Here is a 17039-nt window from a genome sequence, read left to right on the forward strand (position 1 = left end):
GTCTCAGGCTCCCTCGGCCAGCAGGCGGTACATCTCGGTGTGGTCGGCCGCGGGCCCGACCTCGCCGGCGATCGCGTGCCAGGTCTCGATGCAGTGCCGGCCGAACCCGAGCGGGTAGTCGACCGATTGTGCCAGGGCCCCGGCGATGCCGAGATCCTTGTCCATCAGCTTCAGGGAGAAGCCCGAGGCGAAACTGCCGCTGAGCATGAACTGCTTGACCTTGTTCTCGGAGGTGTTGCTGCGCCCGGACGAGGCGTTGAGCACGTCGGTCATGGCCTCCGGCGCGATGCCGAAGCGCTGCGCCACGTGGAGCGCTTCGACCGTGGCGAGCAGGCCCGCGGCGGAGACGAAATTGTTCAGCGCCTTGGCGGCGTGGCCCGATCCCACTTGGCCGATATGCAGGACGGATGAGCCCATCGCCTCCAGCACCGGCCGCCAGCGGGCGAGGAGATCCGCCTCGCCGCCGACCAGGATCGCGAGCGTGCCGTCCACCGCCCGCCGCACCCCGCCCGAGACCGGCGCGTCGAGATAGCCGATCCCCTTCCCGGCGAGCGTCTCGCCGAGGGCGCGGGACCGGACCGGCTCCGAGGAACTCATGTCGATCACGGTAGCGCCGGCCGGGAGCGCGTCGGCCCAGCCCTCGTCGAGCAGCACCGCCTCGACGATGGCCGAGTTCGGCAGCATCGTGATCAGCAGGTCGAGTTCGGACGCGTTCTCCCGCGTGAGCGTCGCCGCGCCGAGATCCCGGGCGAGCGCGTCGGTCCGGCCCGCGTCCGCGTCGAGCAGGCGCAGCGCGTGCCCCGCTCGGGCGAGGCATCGGCTCATGGGGTCGCCCATCATGCCGAGGCCGATGACGCCGATGGTTCTCTGTTCCATGCCGTGAATGTCCCTCTGGGCGACGACCGGAGACGCCCGCCGCGTGTCCCCGTCAGCGCAGGGCGGAGAAGTCCGTGGGGGCGAGGAAGGTGTTCTCGATCCGGGCGACGATCGGCCGGTCCTTCTCGGTCTCGGCGCGGGCGGCGATCCAGTCCGGATCGGCCTGGAAGGCGTTCCAGCGCGCCTCGCGCTGGGCCATGTCGTCCCACTTGAGCAGGTAGGTGAGTGCGTGGTTGTCGGGCCCGACGAGCGTGGTCCAGAATCCGATCTGCTCGATGCCGTATTTCTGGAAGAAGCCGAGCGTGGTGGAGCGGAACCGCTCCAGCAGGGCCGGCAGCCGGGTTGGGGCGCAGTAGTAGACGCGCATCTCGACGATCATGGAATCCTCCGGTCAGTAGGTCGGTGAAGCGGTCGGAGGCAGGTCGACGCGCGCGATCCAGCCGACGACGTCCTCGGCCGCTGGCGGGTAGATCGCGAGAACCTGCGGATCGTGGCCCGGGACGATGTGATCCTCGGAGTCGGCCAGACGTCGGACCGTCCGGTAGCCCTCGAACATGTCGCCGACGTTGTAGACGATGGGATAGGCGAGCCGGCGTCCGATATTGGCGAAGAAGTGCGCGGCGTCGGAGGCCAGCACGACCCAGCCGCGCGCGGTCCGGACCCGGACGATCTGCAGGCCGTCCGAGTGGCCGCCGACCCGGTGGAGGGTGATCCCCGGATACAGCGTGTCGGTCGTCTCGCGGAAGCGGACGCGATCCTCGAACAGCCGGTCCACCATCGCCTTCACGTCCTCGGCGGCGAAGGGGTGGCGGACCTCCGGGTGGCACATGCACCGGCCGGTGCAGAACGCCATCTCGCGTTCCTGGACGTGGAAGCGGGCCGTCGGGAACAGGTCGTGGTTGCCGGCGTGGTCGTAGTGCAGGTGGGTCAGGACGACGTCCTCGACCCGCAGCGGGTCGACGCCGATCCGGGCCAGCCCCTCCTCGACCGGCCGCACGATGCTGCGGCCCCGCTTCGTCGCCATCGCGCGGTCGAAGCCGGTATCGACGACGATCGTTCGGCCGCCGCCGACGACGACCCAGACGAAGTAGTCGATCGGCATCGGGCCGTCGTGGATGTCCCCGCCGATGAAGTTCTCGCGGGCCATACGGTGATGATGCGCGTACTTGATCGCGTAGATCTCGTAGATCTCTGCGTCCATGCGGGCGTTTCCTTCAGGCGGCCGGTTGATCCGGCTCGTCCTCGCGGATGCCTCTCATCCGCGTGCCGAATGGAGCACATCGTCCGACAATCTGTCAATCAGGCAAGAGCGAGATCGCTCGCGCTGGCTGCGGGCTCCGGTCGGCGACGCCGTGACCGGCTCCCAGTCCGATCAGGCCTGCGCGTTCGGACGGCGCATCGCGAAGCCGAACACCCAGAGGGACAGGCCGAGATTGATCGCCGCCACGGCCAGCATCACCTCCAGCAGCGGCAGGAGGCCGAACTTTTCGGCGAGTAGCCGCAGGCCAGCGGGGTGATCGCCTGGCCAAGGAGCGGGAGGCGGGCGAGCCGGCCCATCGCCGCCGCGTACTCGCGCTGTCCGTAGAGCGCCAGCGGCAGCGTGCCCCGCACGACGGTGCGCATGCCGTTGCCGGCGCCGTAGAGCAGCATCGCGAGCCACGCCATGGCCGGCGAAGTCGCCAGCAGCAGGAGCCCGAGCCCGACGCTGGCGCTCGACAGCAGCAGGGACCAAGCCGGATGGGCGCGGCGGCCGAGGGCGAGTTCGACCACGCGCACGCCGACCTGGGCGGGACCGATCAGGCCGGTCAGGGCCACCGTGGCGGTCGCGCCGACGCCCTGCGCCTGCAGCAGGTTGAGCAGTTGCACCGAGGCGGCGGTCATGATCATCGCCGCCATCGTGAAGGTCACGGCGAGCAGGCGCTCCGCCGGCAGGCGCGCCGCCTCGGCCGAACCGGCCGGCGCGTAGGGCCGGGGTGATACCGCGGGCTCGACCGCTACCCTCCGCGCCGGCAGGGCCCAGGCGAAGAGCGGGACCACGAGGGTCACGGCTAGGATCGCGTAGGTGAGGCAGGCCCCGCGCCAGCCGACCTGATCGACCAGGAACCGCGTCGCCGGCCAGCACAGCGAGACCGCGAAGCCCGACGAGATCGCGATCTGGGTCATCGCCCCGCGGGCGTTGGCGCCGTAGGCCTGGCCGATCGCCGCGAAGAGCGGGTCGTAGAGTGCGGCCGACATGCCGAGACCGGCGACCACCCAGGCGAGCAGGAAAACCGGCAGGGTCTGCGCGAGCGCCATCAGCACGAGGCCGGCCGCGATGATCGTGGCGCCGGCGGCCAGGACCGGCCGCCCGCCGTGGCGCCGGATCATGCGGCCGACGAACGGCGCCGGCAGGCCCGACACGAAGATCGCCAGCGAGAGCGCGCCCACCACCATCGCCTGCGGCCAGCCGGTCTCGGCGACGATCGGGTCCGAGACGACCGCGGTGAGGAAGAACGTGCCGCCCCACAGGACGATCTGCGTCACGCCGAGGGCGGTGTTGCCGGCGATGGTCGGACGCGGCGCCTCGGGCCGCTCGGGACTGCGCGCGGATGGGGCGCCGGGCACGATGATGATGTCTCCGTTGTGTTGAATTCGAAGCGGCAAGGCTTGCGCATCCCTAGCGCGCCACCGGGCCCCGCAGCCCCGCGATCCTTGATCTGCAGCCGTGCACGGGCCTCGGAGCCCGATGCCGGCCGGCCTCAGAGCACTGCCCGCCGAAGCGGCCAGCGGCTCGGCGCGAGAGCGCGTCGAAACAGAGGCATGTGGACCGCGAGGCACGCTCCGGCCACGGGACACGACAGCGGCGCCATCGTCACAGAATGAGGCGCGGGTCCCCTCTCCCGCGCGGGAGAGGGACAGGGTGAGGGACGAGAACTGTCCGGAAGAAGCTCGACCCGAACGCACGTTCATCGCGCGCTCGGTCCTGAGCCTTCCCGCCCCTCACCCCGACCCTCTCCCGCTCGGGAGAGGCAGCCTGTCGCGCCCATCCGGGCCGTCCGCGCGGCTGTCGTGGACCGTGTCCTCCGGCAGGAACCGCGCGACCGCGTCGTGGATCGTCGCGGCGATCTCCGCTTCCCGGCGCTCGAACTCGTCGAGCAGGCCGGACACGGCCACCGCCAGCGGGCGGCCCCGGCTGTCGATGCGCCTGGGCAGCGGGACCGCGATCGAGCCGGCGCCCGGCGTGACGAGGCCGCGGGAGAAGAAGTGCCCGTCCCGCCGCAGCCGCGCCAGGTTGGCCAGGACCGCCGCGAGCGCGATCGGCGGCTGTTCGGCCGGCGCCTCGGCGTTGGTGCGGCGGACCAGCGGACCGATCTCGGCCTCCGGGCTGTCGGCGAGGAGCGCGGTGCCGGTGGCCGACCAGACGACGAGGCGGCGCGTCCCGGGCGGGACGTGGAAGCGCATGGCGGTGCGCGCCTGCAGGACGTGGACGTATTGCGAGAAGATCGCGTTGCGCGCGGCGAGGATCACCGTGCCACCCGTGCGCTCCGACAGGTGCTCGAGCATCCGCACGAGGCTGCCGTCGCGCACCGGCCCCTTGTCGAGCCACGCGCCGAGGAGCGCCACCCGGGGCGACGGCAGGAAGCTGCGGCTCGCCGGGTCGTAGTCGAGGTAGCCGAGGCGCACGAGGCTCTTCAGGAGCACCGAGGTCGAGGATTGCGGAACGCTCAGCCGCTCGGCGATCTCGGAGACCCGGGCCTCGCGCTGGATCTCATCGAACAGCTCCAGGATCTGGAGCACCCGTCCGGCGGACTTCACCAGGGTCAGATCCGAGCCGGCGGGATCCGCCCCCACCGTGAGGTCCGTGGACGCGGCGCCCCGTTCACCGATGCGCTCACCCATGCCCGACCCCGCGAAACGGCGATTCCGGAAGCCGCACGGCTCGCGACGGCACTGGTCTTACCCGCGCGGATCCGTCCCGATCGCGGCGCATCGCTGTCGCAGCTCCCCTCTGCCGCGGCGCGAGCCCGAATGCCGCCTGCCGGCAGTATAGCGCCTGCATGATCGGCGCCTCCCATCACACATGTGATATTCTTCAGCAGAAGGGCGATGGCGGTTGAAGCCGGGTCCGCGCTCTGCCCTACTCGTCCGCGGTGTCGGCTCCGTCTGATGGACCGGCACCGGGAGACCGCGCGGCAAGCGCGGCCCTGTTCGGGAGGAATGCCGATGCCGATCCGCCACGCGGCCGTCGCCGCGCGCCTCCTCGTCGCCGCGCTGACGCTTCCGGCCCTCGGAGCGGTGGCACGGGCCGAGACCGCCTCCGTCCGCATCGGCCTCCAGTACGGCTTGGTCTACCTGCCGGTGATGATCGCGCAGAGCGAGGGGCTGTTCGACAAGCGCGCCAAGGAAGCCGGGCTCGACGGCCTGACCGTGACGCTGACCCGCTTCAGCGGCTCGACGGCGATGAACGACGCGCTGCTGTCCGACAGCGTCGAGCTCGGCACCCTCGGCTCGGCCGGCGCCCTGATCGCCTGGGACAAGACCCGCGGGCGCCAGCAGATCAAGAGCCTGACCGCCCTGAGCTCGGTCGTCTACACGCTGTTCACCGGCAAGCCCGGCGTCGCCGCGCTGAAGGACTTCACCTTCGGCGACAAGGTCGCGGTCCCGGCCTTCAACTCGCCCCAGGCGATCCTGCTGCGGGTCGCGGCGGCGCAGCAGCTCGGCGATTCCGCCAAGGCCGACGCGCTGATGGTGAGCCTGCCCCATCCGGACGCCACCGCGGCGATGCGCGCCGGACAGGGCATCGCCGGCTACTTCGCGACGCCGCCGTTCACGCAGGTCCTGCAGGCGGATCCCAAGATCCGGACGGTCATGACCTCGACCGGCCTGATCGGCAGCGGCGACATCACCGCCGCGACCCTGAACGCCAAGCAGGGCTTCGTCGACGCGAACCCGAAGGTCGCTCAGGCGATCCGCGCCGGGATGGAGGACGCGGTCGCGCTGATCCGCAGCGACCCCAAGCGTGCGGCGACGATCTACCTCGCCTCCGAGCAGGTGCAGATCGACCGCGCGCAGGTCGAGACGATCCTGACCGACGGCTCCATCGTCTACGACGTCGCCCCGAAGGGCATGGTCAACCTCGCCAAGGCGATGGCGGCGCAGGGCTTCCTGCGGAAGGTGCCGGGCGACTGGCAGGAGATCTTCTTCCCCGGCCTCGAGGGCCGCGACGGGAGCTGAGCGGCGCCGGTTCCGCGTCGCCCGCACGTCCCGCCGCTCACGGAGCCCCCACGGAGCCCCGATGCACAGCTTCCGCTTCAGCGCCGAGCCGCTCCCGCCCGAGGCCGAGGCCGCGCGCGCCTCCGTCCGCGCCTTCCTCGACGCGGAACGGGCGGCCGGGCATTTCGTGCCGCACCGGACCTCGTGGACGACCTTCGACGCCGCCTTCAGCCGTCGCGCCGGGGCGGCGGGCCTCATCGGCCTGACCCTGCCGGAGGCCTATGGCGGCCACGGCCGCTCCGGCCTCGTCCGCTTCGTCGTCACCGAGGAGATGCTGGCGGCGGGCGCCCCCTGCGGCGCGCACTGGATCGCCGACCGCCAGTCCGGCCCGCAGATCCTGCGGCACGGCACCGAGGCGGCCAAGCGGGCGATCCTGCCGCGCATCTGCCGGGGCGACTGCGCCTTCGGCATCGGCATGAGCGAGCCGAATTCCGGCTCGGACCTCGCCGCCGTGCGGACCCGCGCGGTGCGCGACGGCGACGATTGGGTGATCAACGGCTCCAAGATCTGGACGACGAACGCCCATCAGGTCGACTACCTGCTGGCCCTGGTGCGGACCGGGGAGCCCGGGCCGGACCGGCACGGCGGGCTGACCCAGTTCATCGTCGACATGGCGGCGCCGGGGGTGACGGTGCGGCCGATCCTCGACCTGTCGGGCCACCACGAGTTCAACGAGGTGTTCTTCACCGACTACCGCGTCCCCGACGCGATGCGGGTCGGTGCCGAGGGCGCGGGCTGGGGTCTCGTCACGGAGGAACTCGCCTTCGAGCGCTCGGGCCCCGACCGCTTCCTGTCGGATTACCGGCTGCTCGTCGAACTCGTCGACCGGATCGGGCCGGAGCCGGACCGGTTCCAGGCGGTCGAGACCGGGCGGATGGTGGCGCAGCTCACCGCGCTGCTGGGCATGTCGGCCTCGGTGGCCCGCCTCCTCGACCAGGGCGTCGTGCCGGGCGTCGAGGCGGCGCTCGTCAAGGATGTCGGCAACGGCTTCGAGCGCGCGGTGCCGGAGATCGCCCGGCGCCTCGTGCCGGTCGAGCCGAGCCTCACCGTGCAGGGCGACGCCTTCCGAGAGGCGCTGGGCGGCGTGACCCTGCGGGCACCCTCCTTCACGCTGCGCGGCGGGACCCGCGAGGTCCTGCGCGGCGTCATAGCCCGGGGGCTGGGGCTGCGATGAGCCGGACGGACCACGCCGAGGCCGGCGACGCGGTCGACGGGATCGTCCTCGATCAGGTCGAGCGTCTGCTCGCCCAGCACCTCACGCCGGCGCTGCTGGCGGCGTGCGACGGTGCCGCGGGCGCGGCCGCCTGGCCGGCGGATCTCTGGGCCGCGCTCGCCGAGAGCGGCCTGCCGCTGGCGCTGGTGCCCGAGGCGGAGGGCGGGATCGGCCTCACCGCCACGACCGCGGCCCAGTTGATCCGGCGATGCGGCCGGGCCGCCCTCCCCTTGCCGCTGCCGGAGACCGTCGCCGGCGCGGCGCTCTGGGCTGCCGCGGGGGGACAGGCGGGCGACGACGCCCTGTCGCTGGTCCCGGGCGGCAGTCCCGTGCGGATCGCGCCGCACGCGGACGGCTTCGTCCTGGACGGAAGGGCCGCGCAGGTGCCCTGGGGCGGTTCGGTCCCCGCCCTGCTCCTCGACGCCGTCGACGCGGCCGGCGTCCCGCATCTCGTCCGGGTCACCGCGCCTGGCACGCTCCGCGACACGCACCACGATCTCGCGGGCGAGCCGCGCGACACGCTCGACCTGACCGGCCGCACCGTCCCGGCCGACGATGTCCGCACCGCGCCGGGCTGGGCCGCCGAAGCGGGCGTGCCGTCCGTCGATTCCGTCGGCGCCTGGGTCCGGGCGCAGCAGATGGTCGGCGCCCTGGAGACCTGCCTCGGCTCCGCCCTCGATCACGCCCAGGAGCGGCAGCAGTTCGGCCGGCCGCTCGCCAAGTTCCAGGCGATCCAGCACATGCTGGCCGAGGCCGCGGGCCACGTCGCGGCGGCGACCGCGGCCGCCGATCTCGCGGCCGCCTGCTGGAGCGACCCGCGCTTCGTCCTCGCCACCGCCGTCGCGAAGGCGCGCTGCGGCGAGGCGGCGGGGCACGTCGCGGCGATCGGCCATCAAATCCACGGCGCCATGGGCTTCACCCAGGAGCACCCGCTCCACCGCGCGACGCGGCGGCTCTGGTCCTGGCGCGACGAGTTCGGATCCGACGCCCTCTGGCAGGAGCGGATCGGGCGCGCGGTCTGCGCCGGCGGCGGCGCGGCCCTCTGGCCGATGCTGGTCCGGCTCCGCGGCGGCGCCGGCTGAGATGGGAGACCTGTGCGTGCCGGATCACCCCGTCGAGACCCACCCCGCCGAGACGAACACGGCCGGCCCGCTGGCGGGCGTGCGGGTCGTCGACCTGACCAGCGTGATCATGGGGCCCTCGGCGACGCATATCCTGGCCGATCTCGGCGCCGACGTGATCAAGGTCGAGACGCCGGAAGGCGATTCCTTCCGGCATTACCGGCCCGCCCGGGGCGCCGGGATGGGCGGCAACTTCCTGCACCTCAACCGCAACAAGCGCAGTGTCCGCCTCGACCTGAAGCGGCCGGCGGCGCGGGCCGCCCTCGACCGGCTGATCGTCACCGCGGACGTCTTCGTCCACTCCATGCGGCCCGACGCGATCCTGCGCCTGGGCTACGGCTACGAGCGCGTGCGCGCGCTCAAGCCCGACATCGTCTTCTGCGGCGCCTACGGGTTCGGGGCCGACGGCCCCTACGCCCACAAGGCGGCCTACGACGACCTGATCCAGGCGGGCTCCGGCCTCGCGGCCCTTCAGACAACAGTCACCGGCCAGCCCGGCTACCTGCCCACGGTGCTGTGCGACAAGATCGCCGGTCAGGCCATCGCCTGCGCGATCCTCGCCGCCCTCTACGAGCGCCGGGCCGGCGGCGGCGGGCAGGCGGTCGAGGTGCCGATGTTCGAGACGATGGTGGAGTTCAACTTCGTCGAGCACATGGTCGGCTACGCCTTCGAGCCGCCGCTCGGTCCGCCGGGCTTCAACCGGGTCCTGAGCCCGCGGCGCAAGCCCTACCGGACCCGGGACGGCCACGCCTGCATCCTGCCCTACTCGGACCGGAACTGGCGCGACTTCTTCATCCATACCGGCCGGCTCGAATTCGTGGACGACCCGCGGTTCGCGCCGCTCGCCGTGCGGGTCGACAACATCGAGATCCTCTACGCGCTCGTCGAGGAGGAGGCGCCGCGCAGGACCACCGCCGAGTGGGTGGCGTTCTGCGACTCGGTGAGCATCCCGTGCATGCCGGTCCTCGGCCTGGAGGACCTGCCGGAGGACGAGCACCTGAAGGCGGTGGGCTTCTTCGGCAGCGCCGAGCACCCGAGCGAGGGGCGCTACCGCACCATGCGCAGGCCGGTCTCGTTCAGCGGCAGCCGCTTCGCGATCCGCCGCCACGCCCCCCGGCACGGCGAGCACACCGCCGAAGTCCTGGCCGAGGCCGGGCTCGAGCCGGCGGAGATCGCCGCCCTGATCGACGCGCCGGACGATCTCGACACCGCGCCCCTGGAGGCCGCCCGATGAGTGTTGAAGCCGAGACCCGAGACGCCGGCGAGGACCTGCTGTTCTCCGTCGCCGACGGGGTGGCGACCATCACGCTGAACCGCCCCGACCGGAAGAACGCCTTCACCTTCCCGATGATCGAGGCCTGGACGGCGGCCCTGCAGCGCTGCCGCACCGACGCGGCGATCCGCGTCGTGGTGGTGACCGGCGCGGGCTCGGCCTTCTGCAGCGGCGGCGACATCGTCGAGATGGGCGAGCGCCTCGACCAGCCGCCGGCCCGGCGCAAGGAGGAGCTCTACGGACGGATCCAGCGCATCCCGCTGACGCTGGAGGATCTCGACAAGCCGGTGATCGCCGCCCTGAACGGCGTGGCCACCGGCGCGGGCCTCGACCTCGCCCTGATGTGCGACCTGCGCTTCGCGGCGCAGAGCGCCCGCTTCGCCGAGACCTACGTGCGCGTCGGTCTCGTCCCCGGCGCGGGCGGCGCCCATTTCCTGCCCCGCCTCGTCGGGACCGCGAAGGCGCTGGAGCTGTTCTTCACCGGCGACTTCGTCGACGCCGACGAGGCGCTCCGGATCGGCCTCGTCAACGGCGTCCACGCCGACGCGGACCTGATGCCGGCCGTGGCGGCGCTCGCGCGCAAGATCGCCAAGGCGCCGCCGCTGACGCTGAGCCTGATCAAGCGGGCGGTCTACCAGGGGATGCGCAACGACCTGCGCACGAACCTCGACCTGATCTCCTCGCACTACGCCGTCGTCACCGCCACGCCCGAGCACCGGGAGGCGGTGCAGGCCTTCATCGGTGGGCGAGACAGGACCTGAAGCGTCCGGGCCCGGTCCCGTTGTCGCCCGCATCAAGACAGAAACGTTCGGCGCGCGCGACATCTTCCCCCGGGCGTCGCACTTTCGCGCTTGTCGCCACCGCGCCCACCTGCAAGTCTATCCAAAATTCAATCCGCGCAACGACGCGGACCTAACGTCTGGGAGGACGCGATGACGGCTCGGATTCTCGGTGCGCTCGTGTGTGCGCTCGCCCTCGCGGTGCCGGCCGCGGCGCAGGCCCCGATCGTCATCAAGTTCAGCCACGTCACCACCACCGACACGCCCAAGGGCCAGGGCGCCGAGCGTTTCAAGCAGCTCGCCGAGGAGCGCACCAAGGGTGCGGTCAAGGTCGAGATCTACCCGAACAGCACGCTCTACAAAGACAAGGAAGAGGTCGAGATGCTCCAGCTCGGCGCCGTGCAGATGCTGGCGCCGTCGACGAGCAAGTTCGGGCCCCTCGGCGTGAAGGAGTTCGAGGCCTTCGACCTGCCCTACATCTTCCCCAACGAGCAGGTGCTGCGGCGCGTCCAGGACGGGTCGATCGGCCAGGGCCTGTTCAAGAAGCTCGAATCCAAGGGGATCAAGGGCCTCGGCTACTGGGACAACGGCTTCAAGATCCTCACAGCCAACAAGCCCATGCACGTCCCCGAGGACATGAAGGGCTTGAAGTTCCGGATCCAGTCCTCGAAGGTTCTTGAGGCGCAGTTCAAGCAGCTCGGCGCGCTGCCGCAGGTGCTGGCCTTCTCCGAACTCTACCAGGCTCTGCAGACCGGCGTGGTCGACGGCCAGGAGAACCCGCCCTCGAACGTGACGACCCAGAAGATCAACGAGGTGCAGAAGCACGCCACCCTGACCTATCACGGCTACATCGGCTACGCGGTCATCGTGAACAAGGGCTTCTGGGACGGCCTGCCCGCCGACATCCGCACGACGCTCGAGGGCGCCATCAAGGACGCGACCGCCTACGAGCACGAGATCGCCGACAAGCAGAACGAGAAGGCGCTCGCCGACATCCGCGCCACCGGCAAGACCGAGGTCTACACGCCGAGCGAGGCCGAGAACGCCGCGTGGCGCAAGGCGCTCGCGCCGGTCCAGCGCGAGATGGCCTCCCGCGTCGGCAAGGATCTGGTCGCGGCGCTCAACAAGGAAGCCGAGGCGGCGCCCAACAACTGATCCCGCCGCCGCGCCACCCGGACCGACCATGTTGCTGAAACTTCTCGATCGGCTCGAAGAGGTGCTGATCGGAACGCTGATGGCGGCCGCGACCGTCATCACCTTCGCCACGGTGGTGCACCGGTTCCTCTCCGGCATCCCGGCGCTGCAGGACTACACCGACCGGATCGACTTCGGCTGGTCGCAGGAACTGTGCATCTACATGTTCATCTGGGTCGCGAAGTTCGGCGCGGCCTACGGCGTGCGCACCGGCATCCATGTCGGCGTCGACGTCCTGGTCAACCGCCTGCCGCCGGGGGCGCGGCGGGTCATGGTCCTGGTCAGCCTCGCGGCGGGCGCCCTGTTCACCGGGATCGTCGGCACGCTCGGCACGAACTTCGTCTGGCGCATCGGCCACACCGATCAGACGACGCCCGACATGGAGATCCCGGTCTGGATCGTCTACCTCGCGATCCCGCTCGGCTCCTACCTGATGTGCTTCCGCTTCCTGCAGGTCGCCTGGGGCTACTGGACGACCGGGCACCTGCCCGCCCGCGACCACGCCCACGTCGACGGCGTCCGGACCGTCGAGGGCGTCGACCCGATCCAGCTCGGCCGCGAGGGAGGCCCCGCATGAGCGGCCTGATCATCTTCGGGCTGCTCATCGCCCTCATGCTCACCGGGATGCCGATCTCGATCGCGCTCGGCCTGACGGTGCTGACCTTCCTGTTCACCCTGACGCAGGTGCCGATCGAGAGCGTCGCGCTCAAGCTGTTCACCGGGATCGAGAACTTCTCGATCATGGCGATCCCGTTCTTCATCCTCGCCGGCAACTTCCTGGCCCATGGCGGCGTGGCGCGGCGGATGATCGCCTTCACGACCTCGCTCGTCGGGCACTGGCCGGGCGGCCTCGGGCTCGCGGGCGTCGTCGCCTGCGCGCTGTTCGCCGCCGTGTCGGGGTCGAGCGTCGCGACCGTGGTGGCGATCGGCTCGATCATCCTGCCCGCCATGGTGGCCGAGGGCTACCCGCGCCGCTTCGGCGCGGGGGTGATCACCACCTCGGGGGCGCTCGGCATCCTCGTGCCGCCCTCGATCATCCTCGTGCTCTACGGGGTGTCGACGAATTCCTCGATCGGCAACCTGTTCCTGGCCGGGGTGATGCCCGGCATCGTCCTGTCGGCGATGCTGGCGAGCGTCACCTTCGTCATCGCCAAGCGCCGCGGCTACCCGCGCATGCCGAAGGCCTCCTGGGCCGAGCGCCTGCGCGCGTTCCGCGAGAGCGCCTGGGGCCTGTTCCTCGTGGTGATGGTGATCGGCGGCATCTACGCCGGCATCTTCACGCCGACCGAGGCGGCCGCGACCGCCGCCGTCTACGCCTTCGTCATCGCGGTGTTCGTCTACCGCGACCTGAAGCTGTCGGACGTGCCCCGCGTGCTCCTCGCCTCCGCCAACATGAGCGCGATGCTGCTCTACATCATCACCAACGCGGTGCTGTTCTCCTTCCTGATGACGTCGGAGAACATCCCGCAGACGATGGCGGCGTGGCTGATCGCCATGAACTTCAGCCCGCTGGTCTTCCTGCTCGTCGTCAACATCATCCTGCTGATCGCCGGCAACGTGATGGAGCCGTCCTCGATCCTGCTGATCATGGCGCCGATCCTGTTCCCGATCGCCGTCAAGCTCGGGATCGACCCGATCCATTTCGGGATCATCATGGCGGTCAACATGGAGGTCGGCCTGTGCCACCCGCCGGTCGGGCTCAACCTCTACGTCGCGAGCGGCATCGCCCATATGGGCATCTCCGAGCTGACGGTCGCGGTGCTGCCCTGGCTGCTGACGATGCTGGCTTTCCTGGTCCTGGTGACCTACTGGCCCGCCCTCTCCCTGTGGCTCCCGCGGGCGCTGGGGGCGATGTGACGGGCGCCGGGCCGCTCGCGCGGGTGCAGCCTAGGGCTCGGCCGGCGTCGCGGCGTCCCGGGGCACGCGGAAATCGACGCGCGCCACCAGCCCTGACCGCGCGGCGGGAGACGCGAGCGTGACCGCTCCGCCGATCCGGTCCGCCAGCGCCCGGACGATGGCGAGGCCGAGGCCGCTGCCCTCCGGCCCGTCCCGGGACGCGACGCGGTAGAACCGCTCGAAGACCTTCTCGCGCGCCTCGGGCGGGATGCCCGGCCCCTCGTCCTCGACCTCCGCGCAGGCACCGACCTCCGTGCGGCGGACGCGGAGCGTGGTGGTGCCCCTGGCCCGGTTGTAGCGGATCGCGTTGTCCACGAGGTTGGTCAGGATCTCGCCGACGATGAACGGATCGCCCACGACCGGCATCGGGCCGTCGGGACGATCGAGCGCGATCTCGGCGCCGCGCGCGAGGGCGTGGGGCACCTGCTCGGTGACCACGCGGGTCGCGACGTCGTTCAGGTCCGCGACCGCGGCCGGCGCCCCCGTCTCGGCAAGACCCTCGTCGGCGCGTGCCAGGGCGATCAGCTGCGACAGGAGCCGTTCCAGGCGCCGCGCGGCGCCGTCGATGTCGTCGATCGTGGCGGCCTGGGCCGCGTCGCCGGGCGGGGTCCGGCGGAGCAGTTCCACGTGCATCCGCAGGACGGCGAGCGGGGTTCTCAGCTGGTGCGAGGCGTCGGACGTGAAGCTGCGCTCGCCCGCGATCGCCTGCTCCAGACGGTGGAGCAGTGTGTTGAGGGCGAAAACCGGGGCCAGCGCCTCGCGGGGCACCCCGGCCACGTCGAGCGGCTGCAGGTTGATCGCGCCCGGGACCGCCCGCCGGCCGATCGCGTCGCTCAACCGGGTCAGCGGCCTGAGGCTGCTGTCGATGCTGTACCAGGACAGGGCCCCGATCAGGCCCAGCAGCCCGAGTTCGGCGAGGGCGAGTCCCGCGAGCAGGCGTCGCTCCAGGGTCTGGCGGGCCTCGCGCGTCTCGGCGACCTGCACGAGGACCGGGCTCGGCTTCCCGTAGACCCGCCGCGCCTGGGCGGCGATCCGCACGCTCGCCCCGCGGACGACGCCGTCGCGATGGATCGTCACCCCGGGCTGCAGGGCGCCAACATCCGGGATCGGCAGATCCCGGTAGCCGGTCACCAGCTCCCCGAGATAGGTGACGCCGTAGTAGATCCGGTCCTGGGCCTGGCTCTCGAGCATCCCGAGGGCGACGCGGGGCAGGTCGACCGAGACCTCGCCGTCCTCCACCGTCAGCCGCTCGGCGATCGCCAGGACGGAGCCGTCGAGCAGGCGGTCGTGGGTCGTCTCCACCACGTTCCGGATCACCAGCGCGCCCGCGAAGCCGAGCGCCAGCGCCAGCGCGAGGGCCGGGAGCAGCATGCGGACCAGCAGGCGCCGCCGGATCGAGGGGACGCGCGCCTGGGTCACACCGGCATCAGCAGGTAGCCGAGGCCGCGGATGGTGCGGATCTCGGGCCCGTGCGGCTGCAGCTTCTTCCGGAGACGCGCGACGTAGAGCTCGAGGGCGTTCGGCGCGACAGCCTCGTCGAAGCCGAAGATCTCCGCGCTCAGCCGCTCCTTCGGGACGGGCTTCCCGGCGCGGGTCATCAGGATGGTCAGGACGGCGAGTTCGCGCCGCCGCAGCGCGACGGGCGCCCCGTCGAGGGTGACGGTGCCCGATGCCCGGTCGAGCTCCAGCGTGCCGCAGCGCAGGACCGGGTTCGGCACCGCCTGCCCGCGGCGCACCAGGGCCCGGACCCGCGCCTCGAACTCGGCGAGGTCGAAGGGCTTGAGCAGGTAGTCGTCCGCCCCGAGATCGAGGCCGCGGACCCGGTCGGTGATGGCGTCCCGCGCGGTCAGTACCATCACGGGAACGGTCGAGCCGGCCGCCCGGACCGCCTTGAGCACCTCGAAGCCCGGCAGGCCCGGCAGCCCGAGATCGAGGACGACGAGGCTGTAGGGTTCGCTCGTCGCGAGCCGGACCGCGTCGGCCCCGTCCGCCTCGTGGTCGACGGCGTATCCGCCCTGCCGGAGGGCGGCGATCAGGCCGCGCGCCAGGGCGGCATCGTCCTCGACGACCAGAACGCGCATGCTCCTCCCGTGATCGATTGTCCTGGCCCGGGCGGCGAGCCCGGCCTAGCATTTCCGCCCAGGCGCTGCACAGCAAGGGCACCGGACATCCCGGGCCGACGAAGGGGAGACATCGTTGAGCGTTCGCCACGCCGTCGGGCTTCTCCTGCTGCTGGCCGCCGGCCTCGGCCCGGCCTGGTCGCAGGTCGAACCGCCCCTGACGGCGGGGGACTCGGGCTCCGCCGCGGCGAAGGGTGAGACCGTCGTGGTCGTGGAGGCGACGACGGACGAGGCCGAGGTCGCCGACCTCATCGCGGGCTTCCGCGCGGCCCATCCCGGCGTGGCGGTGTCGTACACCAAGATGAACTCGTCGCGCCTCTACGACGGCTTCGTGGAGGCCGCCGCCGCCGGGACGGGCACGGCCGACATCGTCTGGAGTTCGGCCATGGATCGCCAGATCAAGCTGGTGAACGACGGCTACGCCGCCCGCTACGTGTCCCCCGAGGCCGCGTCGCTGCCGTCATGGGCCGTGTGGCGCAACGAGGCCTTCGGCGTCACGGCGGAGCCGATCGCCATCGCCTACAACAAGACGCTCCTGCCGCGGGAGCGCGTGCCCACGACCCGCGCCGAGCTGATCCGATCCCTGACCGAACAACCGGAGGCCTGGAAGGGCAAGGTCGCCGCCTACGATCCCGAGCGGAGCGGCGTCGGATCGCTGATCCTCGCGCAGGATGCCGAGGTGACGCCCCGGACCTGGGACCTGGTCTCCGCCCTGGGACAGGCCGGGGTGAAGCTCTACACGCGCACCGAGACGATGCTCGACCGGATCGTCGACGGCGAGGCCCTGCTCGCCTACGGCGTGTTCGGCGCCTACGCCCTCGAGCGGGCCAAGCAGGACCCCGTGATCGGCGTCGTGCTGCCGACCGACTACACGCTCCTCGTGTCGCGGATCGCCTTCATCGCCAAGGACGCGCGCCATCCCGCGGCCGCCCGCCTGTTCCTCGACTACATGCTCTCCCGCGAGGGCCAAGCGCGGCTCGCGTCGCGGTCCCTCACGCCGGCGCGCCTGGACGCCCGCCGGGCGGACGATCCGGTCGCGAACGCCCCGGCGCTGCGGCCGGTCTCGGTGGGGCCGGAACTGCTGGCCAACCTCGACCAGATCCGGCGCGCCCGCATGCTGCGGCGCTGGCGGCGGGCGATGGAAGGCCGCTGAGCCGAGACCCGCGACAGCTTCGTGACAGGTTAACGCGCGTATAGCGGCCGCAAGCGCCGCGAAGTCGGCGCGAATACACGGGAGGATTGGTTCACGGCTGCGGCCCGGTCGCCAGGGGCGATCGCGCGCCGACCCGAACCGACGCTTCCCTCGTGCGGTTG

Annotated in this window: 16 protein-coding genes; 9 read left to right on the forward strand and 7 right to left on the reverse strand. The window is 71.7% G+C overall.

The features are described 5' to 3' along the window. Positions 1-3 precede the first annotated feature (3 nt). The 5 genes from LOK46_RS17365 to LOK46_RS17385 all read right to left on the reverse strand — a co-directional run bounded on the left by LOK46_RS17365 (position 4) and on the right by LOK46_RS17385 (position 4755). Positions 4-876: an NAD(P)-dependent oxidoreductase gene (locus tag LOK46_RS17365; protein WP_273559166.1), complete on the reverse strand. Its 873-nt coding sequence runs from the start codon at positions 874-876 to the stop codon at positions 4-6. A 52-nt stretch (positions 877-928) separates the two neighbouring features. Continuing rightward, complete coding sequence (locus LOK46_RS17370; protein WP_273559169.1) at positions 929-1255, reverse strand: NIPSNAP family protein; 327 nt, start codon at positions 1253-1255, stop codon at positions 929-931. 12 nt (positions 1256-1267) lie between these two features. After that, entirely contained in the window at positions 1268-2077 is an 810-nt protein-coding gene (locus LOK46_RS17375) for an N-acyl homoserine lactonase family protein (RefSeq protein ID WP_273559171.1), read from the reverse strand. Between the two features lie 254 nt (positions 2078-2331). Beyond that, a complete protein-coding gene (locus LOK46_RS17380; protein ID WP_273559173.1) occupies positions 2332-3480 on the reverse strand; it encodes an MFS transporter in 1149 nt (382 codons plus the stop codon). Between the two features lie 375 nt (positions 3481-3855). Beyond that, positions 3856-4755, reverse strand: coding sequence for an IclR family transcriptional regulator (locus tag LOK46_RS17385; RefSeq protein WP_273559174.1), 900 nt, complete (start codon positions 4753-4755; stop codon positions 3856-3858). Positions 4756-5079: 324 nt separating this feature from the next. Between LOK46_RS17385 and LOK46_RS17390 the strand changes: the two genes are divergently transcribed. The 8 genes from LOK46_RS17390 (at position 5080) to LOK46_RS17425 (ending at position 13566) form a co-directional block, all read left to right on the forward strand. Beyond that, positions 5080-6090: an ABC transporter substrate-binding protein gene (locus LOK46_RS17390; RefSeq protein ID WP_273559176.1), complete on the forward strand. Its 1011-nt coding sequence runs from the start codon at positions 5080-5082 to the stop codon at positions 6088-6090. Between the two features lie 61 nt (positions 6091-6151). Further along, a complete protein-coding gene (locus LOK46_RS17395) occupies positions 6152-7303 on the forward strand; it encodes an acyl-CoA dehydrogenase family protein (protein WP_273559178.1) in 1152 nt (383 codons plus the stop codon). Next, positions 7300-8424: an acyl-CoA dehydrogenase family protein gene (locus LOK46_RS17400; RefSeq protein WP_273559180.1), complete on the forward strand. Its 1125-nt coding sequence runs from the start codon at positions 7300-7302 to the stop codon at positions 8422-8424. The genes LOK46_RS17395 and LOK46_RS17400 overlap by 4 nt, the downstream gene beginning before the upstream one ends. Positions 8425-8440: 16 nt before the next feature. Next, positions 8441-9697, forward strand: coding sequence for a CaiB/BaiF CoA transferase family protein (locus LOK46_RS17405; RefSeq protein WP_273559182.1), 1257 nt, complete (start codon positions 8441-8443; stop codon positions 9695-9697). Then, complete coding sequence (locus tag LOK46_RS17410) at positions 9694-10497, forward strand: enoyl-CoA hydratase/isomerase family protein (RefSeq protein WP_273559184.1); 804 nt, start codon at positions 9694-9696, stop codon at positions 10495-10497. The genes LOK46_RS17405 and LOK46_RS17410 overlap by 4 nt, the downstream gene beginning before the upstream one ends. 171 nt (positions 10498-10668) lie before the next feature. Continuing rightward, the gene (locus tag LOK46_RS17415; RefSeq protein WP_273559185.1) at positions 10669-11670 is read left to right on the forward strand and encodes a TRAP transporter substrate-binding protein; all 1002 of its coding nucleotides are present in this window, start codon (positions 10669-10671) and stop codon (positions 11668-11670) included. 28 nt (positions 11671-11698) lie between these two features. After that, on the forward strand, positions 11699-12286 hold the full coding sequence (locus LOK46_RS17420; protein WP_273559187.1) for a TRAP transporter small permease: 588 nt from the start codon (positions 11699-11701) through the stop codon (positions 12284-12286). Next, the gene (locus LOK46_RS17425) at positions 12283-13566 is read left to right on the forward strand and encodes a TRAP transporter large permease (RefSeq protein WP_056533341.1); all 1284 of its coding nucleotides are present in this window, start codon (positions 12283-12285) and stop codon (positions 13564-13566) included. The genes LOK46_RS17420 and LOK46_RS17425 overlap by 4 nt, the downstream gene beginning before the upstream one ends. Before the next feature lie 30 nt (positions 13567-13596). On the opposite strand, the gene LOK46_RS17430 is transcribed toward LOK46_RS17425, so the two are convergent. Next, the gene (locus LOK46_RS17430; RefSeq protein WP_273559192.1) at positions 13597-15024 is read right to left on the reverse strand and encodes a sensor histidine kinase; all 1428 of its coding nucleotides are present in this window, start codon (positions 15022-15024) and stop codon (positions 13597-13599) included. Further along, entirely contained in the window at positions 15021-15686 is a 666-nt protein-coding gene (locus LOK46_RS17435; protein WP_273559194.1) for a response regulator, read from the reverse strand. Before LOK46_RS17435 ends, LOK46_RS17430 begins: the two co-directional genes overlap by 4 nt. 115 nt (positions 15687-15801) lie before the next feature. On the opposite strand from LOK46_RS17435, the gene LOK46_RS17440 reads away from it, so the two are divergent. Then, complete coding sequence (locus LOK46_RS17440; protein ID WP_273559196.1) at positions 15802-16878, forward strand: ABC transporter substrate-binding protein; 1077 nt, start codon at positions 15802-15804, stop codon at positions 16876-16878. The last annotated feature ends 161 nt before the right edge of the window (positions 16879-17039 follow it).

Source organism: Methylobacterium sp. NMS14P (assembly GCF_028583545.1).
Classification (GTDB): Bacteria; Pseudomonadota; Alphaproteobacteria; order Rhizobiales; family Beijerinckiaceae; genus Methylobacterium.